This is a genomic window from Flavobacterium sp. (assembly GCF_034111225.1).
Taxonomy (GTDB): domain Bacteria; phylum Bacteroidota; class Bacteroidia; order Flavobacteriales; family Flavobacteriaceae; genus Flavobacterium.
This window is the reverse complement of record NZ_JAWUXR010000016.1, coordinates 123,445-142,545: the sequence shown is the minus strand read 5'-3', so window position 1 is coordinate 142,545 and position 19,101 is coordinate 123,445. Positions and strand designations below refer to the sequence as shown.

The window sequence follows — 19,101 nt, the reverse complement described above, 5'->3', positions numbered from 1 at the left end:
TTAGTATTAAATAAATAACCCTTTTACATTTGCTGCAAAAAGCTTTACTGATATAGCGAGCAATATTACGCCAAATATTTTACGAATTATCCCTAATCCGTTAACACCTAATATTTTTTCAATTTTACCAGACAATTTTAAAACTGCATAAACTACAATAACATTTATTATTATGGCAATGATAATATTTATTTTATCATATTCAGCTCTTAATGAAAGCAAAGTTGTCATTGTTCCGGCACCAGCAATTAATGGAAAAGCAATAGGAACTATAGAAGCTGTTGTTGGGTTGTCTTCTCTATATAAACGAATTCCTAAAATCATTTCGAGCGCTAAAAAGAACAAAACAAACGAACCGGCTACGGCAAAAGAATTTGCATCAATTCCTATTAACTTCAAAATTTCTTCACCCACAAACAAAAAAGCAATCATTATAATTGCAGCAACAATTGTCGCTTTTTCAGATTGAATGTGTCCAATTTTACTTCGTAAATCAACAATAATAGGAATACTTCCTACAATATCAATTACGGCAAAAAGAATCATGCTTATGGTAAAAATTTCTTTCCAGTCAAACATTTTCAAATTATTTATGCAAATATAAATATAAGTAATGAAAGCTAAATTCATTTTAACGTTACTTTATTAATTCTAATTTCTGAATTCTAATTTCTAATAAGTATCTTTGTAAACTAATTATTTTAAGATGTTTCAGCTAAATAAAACCATTATTTCCGAAGAAATTCTAGAAAAAGAATTCGTTTGCAATTTGTCTGCCTGTAAAGGAGCATGCTGTGTAGATGGAGATGCTGGTGCGCCTTTAGACGAAGCTGAAACTAAAATATTGGCTGAGATTTATCCAAAAATTAAACCTTTTCTTCGACCAGAAGGAATTGCAGCTATTGAAACACAAGGAACACATACTGTTTCTGAATTTGGAGAATTAGAAACACCTTTAATAGATGGTAAAGATTGTGCTTATGTAATTTTTGACAAAGACACCGCGCTTTGCGGAATTGAACAAGCCTATAATGAAGGATTAGTAGATTGGAAAAAACCAGTTTCTTGTCACCTTTATCCTATAAGAGTAAAAGAATATTCAGATTTTTCAGCAGTTAATTACCACAAATGGCACATTTGTTCAGATGCTTGCGAACTAGGTAAAGAACTAGGAGTTCCAGTTTATAAATTTGTCAAAGAAGCTTTGGTTAGAAAATTTGGAGAAGAGTGGTATTCTGAATTAGAAAAAATCGCTGCCGACTTTAAAAAATAACCCTTTTCACACATACTATAAAACGCTCTTTAACAGCAGGTTTAATCGCTGATAGGGGCAATTTTACTTCGTTTTTTGTTTTTCACAAATAGCTGGTATTCAACACAATACACCTTCGTTGAGTAGTAAGAATTTATTTACTCGTTGTTAAAAACTTGCACTAATTGTGAATAAGTTTGGCTTTCATTTGTCGTTTCAAATGACAAACTTTGTAAACCCCATTAGAAGTAAATAATATTCTTTTTAAAACAATAAAAATCAATTAACTATGTCAGTAGTCGAGCCAATATTACAAGAAAACAAAGACCGTTTTGTTATTTTCCCTATAAAACACCATGATATTTGGGAATGGTATAAGAAAATGGAAGCAAGTTTTTGGACTGCTGAAGAAATAGATTTACACCAAGATATTGCCGATTGGAACAATAAATTAAATGAAGATGAAAAATATTTTATAAAGCATATTTTAGCATTTTTTGCTGCTTCAGATGGGATTGTAAATGAAAATTTAGCAGAAAATTTCGTTAACGAAGTACAATATGCTGAAGCAAAATTCTTTTATGGATTTCAAATCATGATGGAAAATATTCATAGTGAAACGTATTCTCTTTTAATTGATACTTATGTAAAAGATGAGGTTGAAAAAGACAGATTATTTCACGCTCTTGATGTTTTTCCAGCGATTAAGAAAAAAGCAGACTGGGCTTTAAAATGGATTGAATCTGACTCATTTGCCGAAAGATTAATTGCTTTTGCAGCTGTAGAAGGAATTTTCTTTTCAGGAGCATTTTGTTCAATTTTCTGGCTAAAGAAACGTGGTTTAATGCCAGGATTAACTTTTTCTAACGAACTAATTTCTCGTGATGAAGGTGTTCATTGTGATTTTGCAGTGCATTTACATAATCATCATTTGATAAATAAAGTGCCAAAAGAAAGAATTAGAGAAATCTTAGTAGATGCTTTAACTATTGAAAGAGAATTTATTACCGAATCACTTCCTGCAAGTTTAATTGGTATGAATTCAACTTTAATGACACAATATTTAGAATTCGTTACTGATAGATTATTGGTTGAATTAGGTTGCGAAAGAGAATATAATTCTTCAAACCCGTTTGACTTCATGGACATGATTTCATTACAAGGAAAAACGAATTTCTTTGAAAAACGTGTTGCAGAGTATCAAAAGGCAGGAGTTATGAGTACCGACTCTGAATCTGGAAAAATCAGCTTCGACGCTGATTTTTAATTAAATTCAATGCTTTTAAGTAAGATAAAGTAAATACAAAAAATAATACTAAAACGAGTTTAGTATACATACAAGTAACCCAAAAATAGAGAAGGGATTTTCTGTTTTAAAAAATGTAAGATTATGTACGTAGTAAAAAGAGATGGTCATAAGGAACCAGTTAGTTTTGACAAAATCACCTATAGAATTAAAAAGCTATGTTATGGTTTAGATGATTTAGTAGATGCGGTAAAAGTTGCAATGCGAGTTATTGAAGGATTATACGATGGTGTAAGTACTTCAGAACTTGATAATCTTGCGGCAGAAACAGCTGCAGCTATGACAATTTCACATCCTGATTATGCGCAATTAGCAGCTAGAATAGCAGTTTCTAATTTACATAAAAATACAAATAAAAGTTTTTCTGAAACAATGACGGACATGTTTCATTACGTGAACCCTCGTACAGGAAAAAAAGCGCCTTTACTTTCTGATGAAGTGTATAAGGTAATAATTGATAACGCAGAGAAATTAGACTCTTCAATTTTATATAACCGAGATTTTAATTACGATTATTTCGGATTCAAAACACTAGAACGTTCTTATTTATTAAAAATAAATGGTAAAATTGTAGAGCGTCCACAACACATGTTAATGCGTGTTTCTATTGGAATTCATTTAGACGATATGGAATCGGTTATGGAGACATACGATTTAATGTCTAAAAAATTCTTCACGCATGCAACTCCTACATTATTTAATGCAGGAACACCAAAACCACAAATGTCTTCTTGTTTCTTATTAACAATGAAAGACGATAGTATTGATGGTATTTACGATACATTAAAACAAACCGCAAAAATTTCACAATCTGCTGGAGGAATTGGTTTAGCTATTCATAATGTAAGAGCAACAGGTTCTTATATTCGTGGAACTAACGGAACTTCAAACGGAATTGTCCCAATGTTACGTGTATTTAACGATACAGCTCGTTATGTAGATCAAGGTGGCGGAAAACGTAAAGGTAGTTTTGCTATTTATATTGAACCTTGGCATGCTGATATTTTTGATTTCTTAGACTTGAAAAAGAATACAGGAAAAGAAGAAATGCGTGCTAGAGATTTATTCTTTGCGATGTGGATGTGTGATTTGTTCATGAAACGTGTAGAAGAAGATACTACTTGGACGTTAATGTGTCCAAATGAATGCCCTGGTTTAGATAATGTTTACGGAGATGAATTTGATGCATTATATACATCTTATGAGCAAGCTGGAAAAGGTAGAAAAACAATCAGAGCACGTGAATTATGGGAAAAAATTCTTGAATCTCAAATTGAGACAGGAACACCATACATGTTGTATAAAGATGCAGCAAATAGAAAATCAAATCAAAAGAATCTAGGAACTATTCGTTCTTCAAATTTATGTACTGAAATTATTGAGTATACTTCACCAGATGAGGTTGCTGTTTGTAATTTAGCTTCTATTTCTTTACCAATGTTTGTGAAAGAAGGTAAGTTTGACCACAAATTTTTGTTTGATGTAACGAAGAGAATTACACGTAACTTAAACAAGGTAATTGATAGAAATTATTATCCTGTAAAAGAAGCAGAAAATTCTAATATACGTCATCGTCCTATTGGATTAGGCGTACAAGGTTTAGCAGATGCATTTATCATGTTAAGAATGCCTTTTACAAGTGATGAAGCAAAAAAATTAAACGAAGAAATTTTCGAAACTATTTACTTTGCAGCAGTTACTGCTTCAATGGAATTAGCAAAAGAAGAAGGTCCGTATTCAACATTTGAAGGTTCGCCAATTTCTAAAGGAGAGTTCCAATACAACATGTGGGGATTAAAAGACGAAGATTTATCTGGAAGATGGGATTGGAAATCTTTAAGAACAGAAGTAATGGCAAGCGGAGTGCGTAACTCATTATTATTAGCGCCAATGCCAACAGCTTCAACATCTCAAATTTTAGGAAATAACGAAGCATTCGAGCCATATACTTCAAATATTTATACGCGTAGAGTATTATCGGGAGAATTCATTGTAGTAAACAAGCATTTATTATACGATTTAGTTAAACTTGGTTTATGGAATGACAACTTAAAACAAGAAATAATGCGTAATAATGGTTCTATTCAAAATATAGATGTTATTCCTGCAGACATAAAAGAATTGTACAAAACAGTTTGGGAGTTAAGTATGAAAGACATTATTGATATGTCGCGTCAAAGAGGTTATTTTATTGATCAATCACAATCTTTAAACTTGTTTATGGAGGGTGCAACAATGGCAAAATTAACTTCTATGCATTTCTATGCTTGGAAAAGCGGCTTAAAAACAGGAATGTATTACTTAAGAACAAAAGCAGCTGTAGATGCTATTAAGTTTACCTTAAATAACGACAAAAAAGCAGAACCAATAGCTGTAGAAGCTACAACTGAAGCAGAAGCAATGACAGAAGATGAGTTCAAAGCAATGTTAGCACGTGCTAAAGATGCAGGACCAGAAGACTGTGATATGTGTGGTTCTTAATTAAGAAGAAATATAAATTTATAAAACAGCTGTCACTCGATGGCTGTTTTCTTTTATATAAAAATTGAGTTCCATTTCGTACATTTGAAAAAAATAATAAAAAGATCATGTCAAAAGATAAAAAAGGAGTTCATACAGGACTTATTGAGAAAGATGCAGATGGAAATTTCTTCTGTGGACCATATTTATTAGATTACAAACAAGTGGTTTCTACTTTTAAAATAGGGGATGAGATAAACATCAAAACAATAATTGAAAATCCAAGTGACATCAGTTACGATAAGTATCCAAAAAAATCAAAAGTATTCTTCTTAGCGAACAAAAAAGAGTAAATAAATGCTTAATCTAGTTAGAACAGATTCAAATAATGAGGACTTTAAAAAGTTAACGCAACTGTTTGATGAGTTTTTGGTAGAAATAGATGGCGACGAAAAAGATTTTTTTGCGCAATACAATCAAATTTATTTAAGTAATGTCTTGGTTTGTTATGAAAATGACATTCCTTTAGGTTGTGGTGCATTTAAAGAAACGGAGCCAAAAACAGCTGAGATTAAACGAATGTTTGTAGTTTCAGAAGGAAGAGGAAAAGGAATAGCTTCAAAAGTTTTAACTGAATTAGAAAATTGGGCTAAAGAATTAAATTGTACTTCTGCACAACTCGAAACATCTCAAAAATTAGAAAATGCAATTGCTTTATATCGAAAATTTGGATATAAAGATATTCCAAATTACGGTCAATATATTGGAGTTAAAAGCAGTATGTGCATGAAAAAGGCTATTTAATTTTATAAAATTCACATCCAATGATGCAATGGGAACAACTTTTGTCTTTAAAAAGACAAGGCGATACAAGTAAACGATTAAGAAAAGAGCAAGACGATACGCGTTTAGGTTTTGAAGTGGATTATGATCGAATTATATTTTCGGCGGCATTTCGCAGTTTACAAGATAAAACACAAGTTATTCCATTGTCAAAAACCGACTTCGTACACACTAGACTAACGCATAGTTTAGAGGTTTCAGTTGTGGGCCGTTCATTAGGGCGATTAGTTGGAAAACAAATTTTAGAAAAAAGACCTTATTTAGCTGAAATTCACGGTTTCCAAATGAACGATTTTGGAGCTATTGTTGCTGCGGCTTCATTGGCTCACGATATTGGAAATCCACCTTTCGGACATTCTGGTGAAAAAGCTATTGGCGAATATTTCACAAACGGAAACGGACAACAATATAAGGGACAAGTTTCTGATAAAGAATGGCAAGATTTAATTGATTTTGAAGGAAATGCAAATGGGTTTTCGGTACTTTCAACTTCTCGAGAAGGAATTGAAGGCGCTTTAAGAATTTCTTATGCAACGCTTGGAACATTTACAAAATATCCAAAAGAAAGTTTACCTAAAAAGCCAACCAAAAACATTTGCGATAAAAAATACGGTTTTTTTCAGCAAGACAAAGAATTCTTTACCGAAGTTGCAAAAGAATTGGGTTTAATTCCAAATAAATCTGGTAACGATATTGGTTTTGAACGTCATCCATTAGCTTATTTGGTAGAAGCTGCAGATGATATTTGCTATACGATTATCGATTTTGAAGACGGAATCAATTTAGGATTAATTCAAGAAGAATTTGCATTAGAATACTTAATCAAATTAGTTAAAAACGGAATCGATTCTAAAAAATACAACGAACTTACCACTAAAGAAGATAGAATAAGTTATTTGCGTGCTTTAGCAATTGGAAGTTTAATTCAAGACGCCGTAAAGATTTTTATAGCAAATGAAGAAGCAATTCTTTCAGGAGAATTTCCATATGCCATAATGGACAAAAGTCAGTACAAAGCACAAATGGATGATATTATAAAAATAAGCGTTAAAAAGGTGTATCAAAGCAAAGAGGTGATTGAAAAAGAAGTAATTGGTTATAAAGTAATCAATGTTCTTTTAGATGTTTTTTGTACGGCATACATTAATAAGTCAAATGATAATGCTTCGAATTACGATAATTTAGTCTTGAAATTATTACCTGAACGTTATCAACAAGATAAACAAACTTTATATGATAGATTGTTAAATATTTGTCATTTCGTCTCTATGCTTACTGATGGTAAAGCCTTACAATTGTTTAATATAATTCAATCTAACAAGAGTTAAACTAAAAATAAAAACTATTTTTTTTAAAATAATTAAAAAAAATAGTTTTTATTTGTATGTTAAATACCTAAAACATATATTTTTATGAAAAAAAATCTACTATTAACAATTGGGTTAATGTTGTTTTTATTTACGCAGGGGTTTTCTCAAGAGAAAAATAATGGAGAAAATACTTCAGCAAAAAAAGAAACAAAAGTTTCTACAAATTCAAAGCCGTCGAAAGAAGTTTTGGAATTAAGAAAGAAACATGCTGAACACTTAGCAAATAACAAGATTAACAAAACTTATTTTTCATCTAAGGCTGAGAATAAAGCAATGGGATTGTCTCCAGACAAATTTAACCAACAAGAATGGTTAATGTCTATGAACCCTGCTTTAGGAACACCAACCCCTGAGAATTTAGAGGTTATTCGTGAAAGATTAAGAAGCGCAAGAGCTGCTGCTCTAGCTAACGGAAGAGTTCCGGGAGACGCTTTAGATAACTTATGGTTAGAAAGAGGTCCAAATAACGTAGGAGGTAGAACAAGAGGAATTATCTTCGATCCAACTGACGGAACATTCAACACTTTAATTGCTGGTGGTGTTAGTGGAGGATTATGGAAGAATACTAATATTAGTAGTTCAGCTTCTACTTGGACAAGAATGACATTGCCTGAAAATTTAAACGTACAAAACATTACTGTTGATCCTAACAACTCAAGTATTTGGTATGTAGGAACAGGAGAATCTTGTGTTTTTGGAGATGTTAATGGTAATGGTTTGTGGAAAACAACTAATGCTGGTTCAACTTGGACAAGAGTATTAGGTGGAATAACAGGAAATGCTACTGCTCAAACGACAAATAATTTAACAATAAACGCACCTGTTAGTGTAGCTGGTGGATACCAGTCTATTGAAGCGGCCTTTGGACCTGGTATTACAACTACTATTTCAGCGCCAGTTGTTTTAGTTAACGATGGTACTGCTCCTACAGATGATGGATGTGAAGCTTCAGTTGCAGGGTCATTAGCGGGAAAAATAGTATTAATTAGAAGAGGTACTTGTGCTTTTGTAGATAAAGTTTCTTTTGCTTCAAATGCTGGTGCTTTAGCGGTTATTGTTATGAATAATGCTGCTGGTGCAGGATCAATTGTTATGGGTGGATTAGATCCAGGTATCACAATACCTTCTGTAATGATTTCAAAAGAGAATGGTGATTTATTAATTGCTAATCTTGCTGGAATGACAGCTACTTTAAGCCCAACTCCACCAGGAGAATTTACAGGAACTCTAGTTCCGGGAATTCAATTTATAAATGATGTTGCTGTCAAAAATAATGGAGGTACTTCTGAAATTTATGCAGCTGTTGGTGATGGATATTATTCAGAAGCTAGAAACAGTACTTACATGGGTTCTACAAACTACGGAATGTATAAATCTGTAAATGGTGGTTCAACTTGGACAAGATTAAACTTGCCAGTTTCTGCATCAGGAAATGAAACATGTCCTAATGATATTGAGTTAGGAACAGATGGTAAAATATGGGTAGCTTCTACAGATAGCTGGACTTTCGGTGACGGTGGAGGTAAAGTATTTATGTCTTCAGATAATGGAGCAACATTTACGCTTAAGCATACTGTAACAGGATATTCTTCAGGAAATAATGGAACTGGAGGTCGAGGTTCTAGAGTTGAATTAGAAGCTTCTAATACCAATCCTAATACTTTTTATGTTTTAACACAATTAGATGGAGTTACGCCAGGAACAACTGGAATTGAAATCGAAATAAAACTTGAAAAAACAACAGATGCTTTTGCTACAGCTCCAGCAGTATTACCTTTACCTGCAGGAAATGAAACTAGAGAAACTACTTATGGTTTTACTGGTGCACAAGCTTTTTATGATTTAATGATAGAGTCTGATCCAGCTAATGATGCTATTTTATATGTAGGAGGTATCGATTTATATCGTTCTGCAAATTCAGGATCAACTTGGACAACAATATCAAACTGGACGACAAATGTACATTCAGATCAACATGCAATGACATTTAAACCAGGAAATTCAAATATCGCGGTATTTGGAAACGATGGTGGAGTTTATTATTCAGGTAGTTTATCTACTACTGGTACTGCTGCTACAGCTAGAGTTAGTGGATTTAACGTAACTCAATTTGTTGGTGTTGCTGTTTTACCTACTGGTATTACTGGTATGTCTGGTGATTTCTTTGTTGCAGGAGCTCAAGATAATGGATCTAATTATTTTCCATCATCAGCAAGTACTACTACAGGAGCTTCAACAGCTGTTAATGGAAGTGTCGAAGTACAAGGTGGAGACGGTGGTAAACCATTATTCAAACAAAATGCAACTTCTAGTGCTAATTCATACTATGTTACAAACTATGTATATAATGACAACGTAGTAGTAAGAAACATGAATGGTTCAACTAAAAAAATAATTAGTAGTGGTACTAATTTAGGGTTGTTTTACCCTGCTTTTGAATTAGATTCAAGTAATGATCTTGTTTATTCTGATGCTACAGATGCAGCTGCAACACCACCTTATCAAGTTAGAAGATATGGTAATATTTTAGCAGGAGGTCCAGTTCAAAGATTATTCTTAAATAATACTACATTATTAACTTCTTATCCATCTGCATTAAAAGTTGGAAAAACAACTCCTTCTACATTATATATTGGTACAATGAATAGTAAGTTGTTGAAAGTGGTTAATGCAAGCACAACAACAGGTACTTGGACTGATATTTCAGGACCTTCTTTTGTAGGAAGTATCTCTGATGTAGAATTTGGAGCTAATGATAACCAGATTTTTGTTACAATGCATAATTATGGTGTTGTTAATATCTGGTATTCTAGCAATGCAGGAGTAACGTGGAGTAGTATTGAAGGAAATCTTCCAGATTTACCAGTAAAAGCTATTGTTCAAAACCCATTAAATACTAATGAGTTAATTATTGGAACTGAATTAGGAGTTTGGTATACTAATGGATTTAATCCAGCAGGAACAGGTGCTCAGGCTTTACAGTGGAATCAAGCTTATAATGGTATGAGTAATGTTAAAGTTACTGATATAGATTTACAGCCAAATTCTCCAACTGCACCAACTGCTTATAATGTTTTTGCTTCTACATACGGAAGAGGAGTTTTCTCTGGTCCATTAAATAATGCAACGCTTTCAAATGAAGACGTAGCGCTATCAAAAGGGATTAAAGTGTATCCTAATCCAGCAAATGGAATTGTAAATATTGCAATTGCTAACTATATTGGAGATTTATCAATTGAATTATATGATATTAATGGAAGAAAAGTTGCTGAATCAACGGGTGATTTTACAGGTGAAAAAGCGTTAAACTTAAATGGTTTACAATTTGGAGTTTATGCTGTAAAAATCGAAGGAAATGATTTTTCTTATTCTACAAAAATTATTAAAAATTAATTTTTAATATAATATAAATTTAAAAGCCTCGCATTGCGAGGCTTTTTTTTTAAAATGTATAAGCTAATCCAATCCCCAATATTTGCTTCAATTGAACTTTAGGTCCTTTTGTAACTTGAACACCAGCGACATCTTCTTTGGTTTTAATATCATCGTCATAAATTAAATGAGTGCTAATATTTGCTTTGACATATTTATTAACGGTCATTTCTAATTGCAATTGCCAGTCTACGTCAATATTTCCGAAATTGTTTAAATAGTCAGAATAGAAAGTTACTCTGTTTTCCATATCAATGTTCTCAAAAATTGTTCTCCCCCATTTTCCAGAGATTAGGGCACCAATTTCTGTTCTAATATTTTTTCCTTTTCGAATTAAATTTCCGAATGCATCATATTCTGCTTTAGTAACACCATATGCCCCTTGATTTGCTAATCTTTCATCTAAAACTAATGTCGTTTTTTGCGTTAAGGGAGACATATAGATATCTAAATTTAAATCATCTCTTGTGTGATTCGCTCCAATTCCTAAAAACACATAAGCTGGCGCAAACGGCTTTGAAATTGCTAAATCGGTATTGGGATAAGCGTATCCGTTAGCAAATTGAGTGTTAAATGAAAATTTAGCGCCATAAAACCAATTTGAGATTGTGTCTGTTCGATACCCAAATGTAGAATTTAATAAAAGTTGATCATCTGTTTTTCTAGCATCTTGTCCTTCTTGTTTGTTGATGCCATAACGAATAACTAATTCATTGTTCCACATTAAATTGCCTTCTAAATATTTTCGAGTAAAGTTGCCTTTTGCTAGTCCAGAAACAGAAGTGTTACCTCCAGCGTTCCAATTTAGAAATGTTATTTGAGTAATATCTAAACCAACTTTGTTTTTTTTCACCCAATTACTTGTTGTGTCTGTCAATTTAGTTCTTACAATTTGTGCGTAATTATTTTCTGCTAAACAAAATAGCAGCACTAATAAAATAATTTTTTTCATGATGTTTAAATAGTAATTATAGTTTGATAAATATGGTTAGAATCTAATTCGCAAATATGTTGCAACTCAGAGACGCTTCCATGTTCAACAAAATTGTCTGGAATGCCTAGATTAACAACTTTGTTTTTAAGTTCATTTTGTAATGTAAAAGTATTAATGATACTCCCAAATCCGCCTTTTAAAACTCCGTCCTCAATTGTTATAATTTTGTGGTGATCCTTAAAAATTGAAATCAATTCCTTTTCATTTATTGGTTTTATAGTGGGGAAATGATAATGCGAAATCATTTTATTAGGCTCTAGCTTAGTAATTGCTTTTTCTACATTTGTAGCAATTGTTCCAGTAGATAACACGGCAATATCTTTTCCTTTCGTTAAACATTTCACTTCGTTTAAACGTAGTTTTTGAAAAGGTTGTTGCCAATTTATATTTTTTCCTCTGCCTCTTGGGTAGCGAATTGCAATTGGTTGTTTTAAACCTAAGGAAGCGGTGTACATAATATTGCGTAATTCTATTTCGTCTTTTGGAGCGCAAATAATCATATTTGGTATGCAATTTAAATATGAAATATCAAATACTCCATGATGTGTAGCTCCATCTTCTCCAACAAGACCTGCTCTATCTAAACAAAAAATAACAGGTAAATTTTGCAATGCAACGTCATGAATAATTTGGTCGTAAGCTCTCTGTAAAAAAGTAGAATAGATATTGCAAAATACAATCATTCCTTGCGTTGCCATTCCTGCAGATAATGTTACTGCATGTTGTTCAGCAATGCCTACGTCAAAAGCTCTTTTTGGAAAGGCTTGCATCATGAATTTCATTGAACTTCCTGTTGGCATAGCAGGTGTTATGCCGATAATTTTTTCATTTTCTTGCGCTAACTCTACTAATGTTAACCCAAATACATCTTGAAATTTTGGAGGTAAATTGTCTTCATCCTTGGGGTGAATTTTCCCTGTTTTTGCCTCAAATTTACCGGGAGCATGATATTTAACCTGATCTTCTTCAGCTAACTGAAGCCCTTTTCCTTTGGTTGTAATAACATGTAAAAACTTTGGTCCTTTAACTGATTTTAATCTTGTTAACTCTGATAGTAAAGCTTTAAAATCATGACCATCAATTGGCCCTGAATAGTCAAAATTTAACGATTTTATAATGTTATTTTGTCTTGGATTTTTCCCTTCTTTAACAGCAGTTAAATAATCTTTTAGAGCACCAACACTAGGATCAATCCCAATCGCGTTATCATTTAAAATTACTAATAAATTAGCGTCTGTAACTCCAGCATGATTTAATCCTTCAAAAGCCATTCCGCTTGCAATTGAAGCATCCCCAATAACCGCAATATGTTGTTTATTGTTTTCTCCTTTCAATTGAGAAGCAATTGCCATTCCTAAAGCTGCCGAAATAGAAGTTGATGAATGACCAACTCCAAAAGTATCGTATAAACTTTCACTTCGTTTTGGAAAACCAGAAATTCCGTGTAACTCTCTATTTGTATGAAAAATATCTTTTCTTTCGGTTAAAATTTTGTGTCCATAAGCTTGATGGCCAACGTCCCAAACCAACTGGTCTTCAGGTGTATTAAACACATAATGCAAAGCTATTGTTAGTTCAATTACACCTAAACTAGCGCCTAAATGTCCTTCTTTTTCAGAAACAATATCAATAATAAACTCTCTTAACTCTTGAGCAAGTTGAGGCAATTGATTTTTAGATAATTTCTTTAAATCAACAGGATTGAATATTTGAGAAAGTAAATTTTCTTTCATGCAACAAAAGTACTAATTGGAAGTTGTATTTTTGTACTTATGGAAAATATTTTTACAGATGAATATTTTATGAGAAAGGCTTTGGTTGAAGCTGAAGCTGCTTTTGAAAACGGAGAAATTCCAGTGGGAGCAATTATCGTTGTTAATGATAAAGTAATTGCACGTAGTCATAATTTAACCGAATTATTAAATGACGTTACAGCTCATGCAGAAATGCAAGCCATAACAAGTGCTGCAAATTTCTTAGGAGGAAAGTATTTAAAAAACTGTACGCTTTATGTTACTTTAGAGCCTTGTCAAATGTGTGCTGGAGCTTTGTATTGGAGTCAGATTTCTAAAATTGTATATGGTGCAACAGACGAAAGCAGAGGATTTGTTGAAATGGGGACACAATTACATCCTAAAACAAATGTTGTAAATGGAGTTTTGGAAAAAGAGTGTGGTGACTTAATGAAGCGTTTTTTTCAATCAAAGAGAAAGTAAAAAAATCAATCAGCTAGAGTCACAGTAAGATTAGAATAAAATATAAGTTATTAAAATAAAAAAAACCGCTAATCAATTAAGAATAGCGGTTTTGTTTTTTACTTGAGTTGTTCCCCTTTTTCATTAAAAAAGTGGTATTCAAGATACGTGTAAGCATCACGAGGTATAATTTTCACCCATTTTTTATGTTCAAAAAACCATTTTGAACGTATCGATGGAAAACCTTTTTCAAGGTAAGCTGCCACAAATGGATGTGTGTTTAACACAACTTTTTTATGGCCTTTAATAATTTTTTCTAGGTCAAACGCAATTTTATCAATAATTAAGATTGGAGCTTCTATTTCCCCATTTTCATTAGGATCTTCTTCTCTTGTCTTAATATTTACTTCTGGTCTAACTCTTTGTCTAGTAATTTGAATTAATCCAAACTTACTAGGAGGCAAGATTTTATGCTTGGCCTTATCGTCACTCATTTCTTCTCTTAAGAAATCATACAACTCTTTTCTGTTTTCGGCGCTTTGCATGTCAATAAAATCGACAACAATAATTCCACCCATATCTCTAAGACGTAATTGACGCGCAATTTCTGCAGCGGCAATCATATTTACTTCTAGGGCTGTGCCTTCTTGAGATAGTGCTTTATTTGAACGATTCCCACTGTTAACATCTACAACATGTAGCGCTTCAGTGTGTTCAATAATCAAATAGGCACCTTTACTCATCGAAACAGTTTTACCGAAAGAAGTTTTAATTTGTCTTTCAATATTGTATTTTTCAAAAAGCGGTAATTCTTTTGATTGATAGTGTTTTACGATAGACACTTTATCAGGAGCTATTTCTTGCAAATAGTCCTTTGTTTGTAAATACAGATCTTCATCATCTATTTGAATACTTGTAAAAGTATCGTTAAACACATCTCTTAATATTGAAGAAGCTTTGTTTACTTCTCCCAATACTTTTGATGGATGATGAGCTGTTTGTAATTTTTTACACATTACAGACCATTTATCTACTAATGTTTGTAAATCTTTGTCTAATTCAGCTACTTTTTTGCCTTCGGCTACTGTTCTCACAATAACCCCAAACCCTTTTGGTTTAATAGATTTTACAAGTCGTTTTAAGCGTTCTTTTTCTTCTTTAGATTCTATTTTTTGAGAAATAGAAACCCTTTCAGAAAAAGGAACCAGAACTACATATCTACCTGCTAAGGAAATTTCAGAACTAATTCTGGGTCCTTTTGTAGATATAGGTTCTTTGACAACTTGAACTAATACAGATTGGTTAGCACTTAATACGTCAGTGATAACGCCATCTTTATTAATTTCTGCTTCAAATGGGTGGTTTTTGAGTGAATAATCTTTTAGTTTACCTGCGCTTACAAGTTTAATGAACTTCATCACAGAAGGAAGATTAGGGCCTAAATCATGATAATGCAAAAAAGCATCTTTTTCATAACCTACGTTTACAAAGGCTGCATTTAATCCTGCAACCGGCTTTCTTATTTTGGCAATAAAAATATCACCTACTTGAAAGTCGCCTCCTTTTTCTTCTTCTTTGTGTAATTCAATTAGTTTTCCATCTTTCAATAAGGCAAAATCTACAGCTTCAGAACTTGATCGAATAATTAATTCTTTGTTCATGCAGTACATTTTTATCCTGACTATCTAGTTTGCAATTTACAACTTAGAGTTTACAACTCGTAGCTCATAATTCATAACTGAATCGCAAGGATGGATTAACAATTTTTTACAGGTTTTTACCCGATAACCAGTTTTTGCTGATTAATTTCAATGAACTTTTTAAAACAGAAAAAAAAGTAGTGTTAAACTACTTTTTCTTCTTGTGACGGTTAGCTCTTGCTCTCTTCTTACGTTTGTGAGTCGCTACCTTATGTCTTTTTCTCTTTTTACCACTTGGCATAACTTGTAGTTTTTTTGATTAATAAATAATTTATACTGTTACTTCTGTTTTTGTTTTTACGCTTTCAACAAATATTTTTGCTGGCTTAAATGCTGGAATATTGTGCGCAGGAATTTTAATAGTAGTATTTTTTGAAATATTTCTACCTGTTTTTTCTGCTCTAGTTTTAACAATAAAACTACCAAACCCTCTTAAGTAAACATTGTCTCCTGTTTCTAATGAGTTTTTTACTTCTTCCATAAAAGACTCTACTGTTGCTTGAACATCTCCCTTGTCAAGACCTAATTTTTCAGAAATTTTTGCTACGATGTCTGCTTTCGTCATTTTCTTTACGTATTATATGTTTTGTGTACTTTTTTTGAGGTTGCAAATATACAAATTAAAAAAAGAATAAATCAATCATAAATTAATTAAATTTTAAGGTATTAGTTTTAATTTTGCGATTAACTATTAAAACATGCAATTTTCTAACGTCTTAATTAATTGGTATTTACAAAACAAACGTAATCTCCCATGGAGAGAAACGAAAAACCCATACTATATTTGGCTGTCTGAGATCATTTTACAACAAACGCGTGTAGCACAAGGTTTGCCTTATTATGAGACTTTTTTAATTGAATTTCCCAATGTAAAAGTGCTGGCTAATGCAAATGAAGAACAAGTTTTAAAACTTTGGCAGGGGTTAGGTTATTATTCACGTGCAAGAAATTTACATTTTACCGCAAAATATGTTACAAGTGAACTAAATGGCGAGTTTCCAAAAGACTACAAAGGTTTATTGAAACTTAGAGGAATTGGTGAGTATACAGCTGCAGCAATTGCTTCTTTCTCATATAATGAACCTGTTGCAGTATTAGATGGAAATGTATTTAGGGTTTTGTCTCGTTATTTTGGAGTTGATTTAGATATTTCACAACCAAAAACCAAAATAGAATTTCAAAAATTAGCACAAAGCTTGCTTCCTGTAAATAATGCTGCCGAATTTAACCAGGCAATAATGGAATTTGGTGCTTTGCAATGTGTACCAAAAAGCCCAAATTGTTACGATTGTATTTTCAACACAAGTTGTTATGCTTTACAAAAAAACGAAGTTTCAAACCTACCTTTTAAGTCTAAAAAAACAAAAGTCACAAAACGTTTTTTAAATTATTTAATCCTTCAAGATTCTAATAAAAAAATTATAGTAGAAAAAAGAGTTGGGAAAGGAATTTGGAGAAACTTATTTCAATTTCCACTTATAGAAGAATTTGAGGAAAAAAGCAGTGATACTTCTATGGAGTTAATTAAGGCCTTTAGGTTTAATGATATTAAGCCAATAGAAATACTTATGCTTAATGAAAATTATATAAAACATAAACTTTCACATCAAGATTTACATATTCGCTTTTTCAAACTGAGTTTTAACGGCGAATTAAAAGGTGCAGAAAGTATTGAAAAGATAAAAGAGTATCCATTCCCAATTGTATTGCATAATTTTATAGAAACAAACTTTTTATAATACATTCAAATGCATTATATTTGATTAAATTAAACAATATACGCCATGAACGGGACTTTAAATAAAGTGTTATTAATAGGACATTTAGGAGACGAAGTAAAAATGCATTATTTCGATGGAGGAAATTGCATAGGAAGATTTCCATTAGCTACAAATGAGGTTTACATCAATAAATCTACGGGAGAAAAAATAACTTCGACAGAGTGGCATAATATTGTTGTGAGAAACAAAGCAGCTGAAATCTGCGAAAAATACCTGACAAAAGGAGATAAGATTTATATTGAAGGGCGCATAAAGTCACGTCAATGGCAAGCTGAAGATGGAACAACGAAATATACAAATGAAATTCAAGTAATGGAATTTACTTTTTTGACGACCAAAAAAGAAACAGAGTCATCTAATAAGCAAAATTTCAAATCTGATAACACCGAGTCAGGAAAAATGACTAATTTTGACGACAATAAAGAAAAAGGCGAAAACGACGATTTACCTTTTTAATGTTTAATTAATACTTTTTTAATTGGATACAGATCCTTCCAGTTTACTTTCGACTATAGATGTTGAATTAACATACAGTATAATTGCTGTTGTGTTTTTACTTATTTGTTCTGCTTTTATTTCAGGTTCTGAAGTAGCTTTATTTTCTTTAACTCAAACTGATTTAGACGAACTTGGGGAAAATGACTATAATAAAAGTAACATAATTGAAAAACTTTTAAAAACTCCAAAAAAATTATTAGCAACAATATTGGTTACTAATAATTTTATAAATATTGCAGTTGTAATATTATTTTCTTCTTTAAGTGAAAAATTATTTCGTTCTGTTCCTGAAGGGATTTTACGATTTGTTTTAGAAGTGGTTATTGTTACTTTTCTAATATTGTTGTTTGGGGAAGTCCTTCCTAAAATTTATGCAAGTAGAAATAATTTAAGTTTTTCTAAAATGGTTTCAATGCCACTGTATATAATGGACAAATTATTGACGCCAGTAACAATACCTATGCGTAATATAACGGTCTATATTGAAAAAAAATTCAGTGTTAAGTCAAATTTTTCTATAAATCAGTTGTCACAAGCATTAGAATTAACAAACCAATCAGAAACCACAAAGGAAGAGCAAAAAATATTAGAAGGAATTGTAACTTTTGGTAATACAGAAGTACGCCAAATTATGTCACCTAGAATTGATCTTTTTACTTTAGATATTGAAGAGAAATTTGAAGACATTATGGTCAAAATTGTTGAAAAAGGATATTCTAGAATACCTGTTTACAAAGATAATATTGATCAAATTGAAGGTGTTTTGTTTGTTAAAGATTTGATTCTTCATATTGATGATAAAGATTTTGAATGGCAAAGTCTAATAAGAGATCCTTTTTTTGTTCCTGAAAATAAAAAATTAGACAACTTGTTAAAAGAATTTCAAGGCATGAAAAATCACCTTGCTATTGTAGTAGATGAATATGGAGGGACATGTGGTTTAGTGTCTCTAGAAGACATATTAGAAGAAATAGTTGGTGACATAAGCGATGAGTTTGACGATGAAAATATAATTTACTCTAAGATAGATGATAATAATTTTCTATTTGAGGGTAAAATCAGTTTAAAAGATTTTTATAGAATTGTCGATGTTGTAGAAGAAGATTTTGAGCAATCAAAAGGTGAAGCAGAAACTTTGGCTGGGTTTATTTTGGAAATTTCACGTAGTTTCCCAAAGAAAAACCAAAAAATTATTTTTAGAAACTGCACTTTTACAATTGAAAATTTAGACCATAAGAGAATAAAACAAATTAAAGTTACGTTAGCATAA

At 31.9% G+C, this 19,101-nt stretch carries 16 protein-coding genes; 11 read left to right on the top strand and 5 right to left on the bottom strand.

The window, feature by feature from the left end:
- Positions 1–6 precede the first annotated feature (6 nt).
- A complete protein-coding gene (locus UXY25_RS11835) occupies positions 7–579 on the bottom strand; it encodes a MarC family protein (RefSeq protein WP_264560134.1) in 573 nt (190 codons plus the stop codon).
- A gap of 127 nt (positions 580–706) precedes the next feature.
- Between UXY25_RS11835 and UXY25_RS11830 the strand changes: the two genes are divergently transcribed.
- From UXY25_RS11830 to UXY25_RS11800, 7 genes are all read left to right on the top strand, one after another.
- Positions 707–1,273, top strand: coding sequence for a DUF3109 family protein (locus UXY25_RS11830; RefSeq protein WP_320816232.1), 567 nt, complete (start codon positions 707–709; stop codon positions 1,271–1,273).
- A gap of 268 nt (positions 1,274–1,541) precedes the next feature.
- On the top strand, positions 1,542–2,519 hold the full coding sequence (locus UXY25_RS11825) for a ribonucleotide-diphosphate reductase subunit beta (protein ID WP_320816231.1): 978 nt from the start codon (positions 1,542–1,544) through the stop codon (positions 2,517–2,519).
- A gap of 123 nt (positions 2,520–2,642) precedes the next feature.
- Complete coding sequence (locus tag UXY25_RS11820) at positions 2,643–5,039, top strand: ribonucleoside-diphosphate reductase subunit alpha (protein WP_320816230.1); 2,397 nt, start codon at positions 2,643–2,645, stop codon at positions 5,037–5,039.
- 107 nt (positions 5,040–5,146) lie between these two features.
- Complete coding sequence (locus UXY25_RS11815) at positions 5,147–5,371, top strand: hypothetical protein (protein ID WP_320816229.1); 225 nt, start codon at positions 5,147–5,149, stop codon at positions 5,369–5,371.
- Positions 5,372–5,375: 4 nt separating this feature from the next.
- Positions 5,376–5,822, top strand: coding sequence for a GNAT family N-acetyltransferase (locus UXY25_RS11810; protein ID WP_320816228.1), 447 nt, complete (start codon positions 5,376–5,378; stop codon positions 5,820–5,822).
- A gap of 23 nt (positions 5,823–5,845) precedes the next feature.
- Complete coding sequence (gene dgt, locus UXY25_RS11805) at positions 5,846–7,189, top strand: dGTP triphosphohydrolase (protein WP_320816248.1); 1,344 nt, start codon at positions 5,846–5,848, stop codon at positions 7,187–7,189.
- Between the two features lie 84 nt (positions 7,190–7,273).
- Positions 7,274–10,624 carry a PA domain-containing protein gene (locus UXY25_RS11800; RefSeq protein ID WP_320816227.1) on the top strand — a complete coding sequence of 1,117 codons (3,351 nt, stop codon included), beginning with the start codon at positions 7,274–7,276 and terminating at the stop codon, positions 10,622–10,624.
- Between the two features lie 49 nt (positions 10,625–10,673).
- Here UXY25_RS11800 and UXY25_RS11795 read toward each other — a convergent pair whose 3' ends face one another.
- Both UXY25_RS11795 and UXY25_RS11790 read right to left on the bottom strand, forming a co-directional pair.
- Positions 10,674–11,615 carry a DUF3078 domain-containing protein gene (locus UXY25_RS11795; protein ID WP_320816226.1) on the bottom strand — a complete coding sequence of 314 codons (942 nt, stop codon included), beginning with the start codon at positions 11,613–11,615 and terminating at the stop codon, positions 10,674–10,676.
- A gap of 5 nt (positions 11,616–11,620) precedes the next feature.
- On the bottom strand, positions 11,621–13,390 hold the full coding sequence (locus tag UXY25_RS11790) for a 1-deoxy-D-xylulose-5-phosphate synthase (RefSeq protein WP_320816225.1): 1,770 nt from the start codon (positions 13,388–13,390) through the stop codon (positions 11,621–11,623).
- Between the two features lie 39 nt (positions 13,391–13,429).
- Between UXY25_RS11790 and UXY25_RS11785 the strand changes: the two genes are divergently transcribed.
- Positions 13,430–13,873, top strand: coding sequence for a nucleoside deaminase (locus UXY25_RS11785; protein ID WP_320816224.1), 444 nt, complete (start codon positions 13,430–13,432; stop codon positions 13,871–13,873).
- A gap of 98 nt (positions 13,874–13,971) precedes the next feature.
- Here the strand turns inward: UXY25_RS11785 and UXY25_RS11780 are convergent, their stop codons facing one another.
- Together UXY25_RS11780 and UXY25_RS11775 are read right to left on the bottom strand one after the other, a co-directional pair.
- Positions 13,972–15,513, bottom strand: coding sequence for a ribonuclease E/G (locus tag UXY25_RS11780; RefSeq protein ID WP_320816223.1), 1,542 nt, complete (start codon positions 15,511–15,513; stop codon positions 13,972–13,974).
- 310 nt (positions 15,514–15,823) lie between these two features.
- The gene (locus UXY25_RS11775; protein ID WP_320816222.1) at positions 15,824–16,117 is read right to left on the bottom strand and encodes an HU family DNA-binding protein; all 294 of its coding nucleotides are present in this window, start codon (positions 16,115–16,117) and stop codon (positions 15,824–15,826) included.
- 133 nt (positions 16,118–16,250) lie between these two features.
- Between UXY25_RS11775 and mutY the strand changes: the two genes are divergently transcribed.
- Genes mutY through gldE form a run of 3 tightly spaced genes read left to right on the top strand, consistent with a single transcriptional unit; the run spans position 16,251 to position 19,101 of the window.
- Complete coding sequence (gene mutY, locus UXY25_RS11770) at positions 16,251–17,291, top strand: A/G-specific adenine glycosylase (protein WP_320816221.1); 1,041 nt, start codon at positions 16,251–16,253, stop codon at positions 17,289–17,291.
- A 45-nt stretch (positions 17,292–17,336) separates the two neighbouring features.
- The gene (locus tag UXY25_RS11765) at positions 17,337–17,789 is read left to right on the top strand and encodes a single-stranded DNA-binding protein (RefSeq protein WP_320816220.1); all 453 of its coding nucleotides are present in this window, start codon (positions 17,337–17,339) and stop codon (positions 17,787–17,789) included.
- Between the two features lie 22 nt (positions 17,790–17,811).
- Entirely contained in the window at positions 17,812–19,101 is a 1,290-nt protein-coding gene (gene gldE, locus UXY25_RS11760; RefSeq protein WP_320816219.1) for a gliding motility-associated protein GldE, read from the top strand.

Excerpts from the sequence above, each read along its gene's own strand:
- UXY25_RS11800 (WP_320816227.1), top strand. The coding sequence starts at position 7,274 with ATGAAAAAAAATCTACTATTAACAATTGGGTTAATGTTGTTTTTATTT.
- UXY25_RS11830 (WP_320816232.1), top strand. The coding sequence starts at position 707 with ATGTTTCAGCTAAATAAAACCATTATTTCCGAAGAAATTCTAGAAAAA.
- UXY25_RS11810 (WP_320816228.1), top strand. The coding sequence starts at position 5,376 with ATGCTTAATCTAGTTAGAACAGATTCAAATAATGAGGACTTTAAAAAG.
- UXY25_RS11820 (WP_320816230.1), top strand. The coding sequence starts at position 2,643 with ATGTACGTAGTAAAAAGAGATGGTCATAAGGAACCAGTTAGTTTTGAC.
- UXY25_RS11765 (WP_320816220.1), top strand. The coding sequence starts at position 17,337 with ATGAACGGGACTTTAAATAAAGTGTTATTAATAGGACATTTAGGAGAC.
- UXY25_RS11835 (WP_264560134.1), bottom strand. The coding sequence starts at position 579 with ATGTTTGACTGGAAAGAAATTTTTACCATAAGCATGATTCTTTTTGCC.
- dgt (WP_320816248.1), top strand. The coding sequence starts at position 5,846 with ATGCAATGGGAACAACTTTTGTCTTTAAAAAGACAAGGCGATACAAGT.
- UXY25_RS11785 (WP_320816224.1), top strand. The coding sequence starts at position 13,430 with ATGGAAAATATTTTTACAGATGAATATTTTATGAGAAAGGCTTTGGTT.
- UXY25_RS11780 (WP_320816223.1), bottom strand. The coding sequence starts at position 15,513 with ATGAACAAAGAATTAATTATTCGATCAAGTTCTGAAGCTGTAGATTTT.
- UXY25_RS11815 (WP_320816229.1), top strand. The coding sequence starts at position 5,147 with ATGTCAAAAGATAAAAAAGGAGTTCATACAGGACTTATTGAGAAAGAT.
- UXY25_RS11775 (WP_320816222.1), bottom strand. The coding sequence starts at position 16,117 with ATGACGAAAGCAGACATCGTAGCAAAAATTTCTGAAAAATTAGGTCTT.
- UXY25_RS11825 (WP_320816231.1), top strand. The coding sequence starts at position 1,542 with ATGTCAGTAGTCGAGCCAATATTACAAGAAAACAAAGACCGTTTTGTT.
- UXY25_RS11795 (WP_320816226.1), bottom strand. The coding sequence starts at position 11,615 with ATGAAAAAAATTATTTTATTAGTGCTGCTATTTTGTTTAGCAGAAAAT.
- UXY25_RS11790 (WP_320816225.1), bottom strand. The coding sequence starts at position 13,390 with ATGAAAGAAAATTTACTTTCTCAAATATTCAATCCTGTTGATTTAAAG.
- mutY (WP_320816221.1), top strand. The coding sequence starts at position 16,251 with ATGCAATTTTCTAACGTCTTAATTAATTGGTATTTACAAAACAAACGT.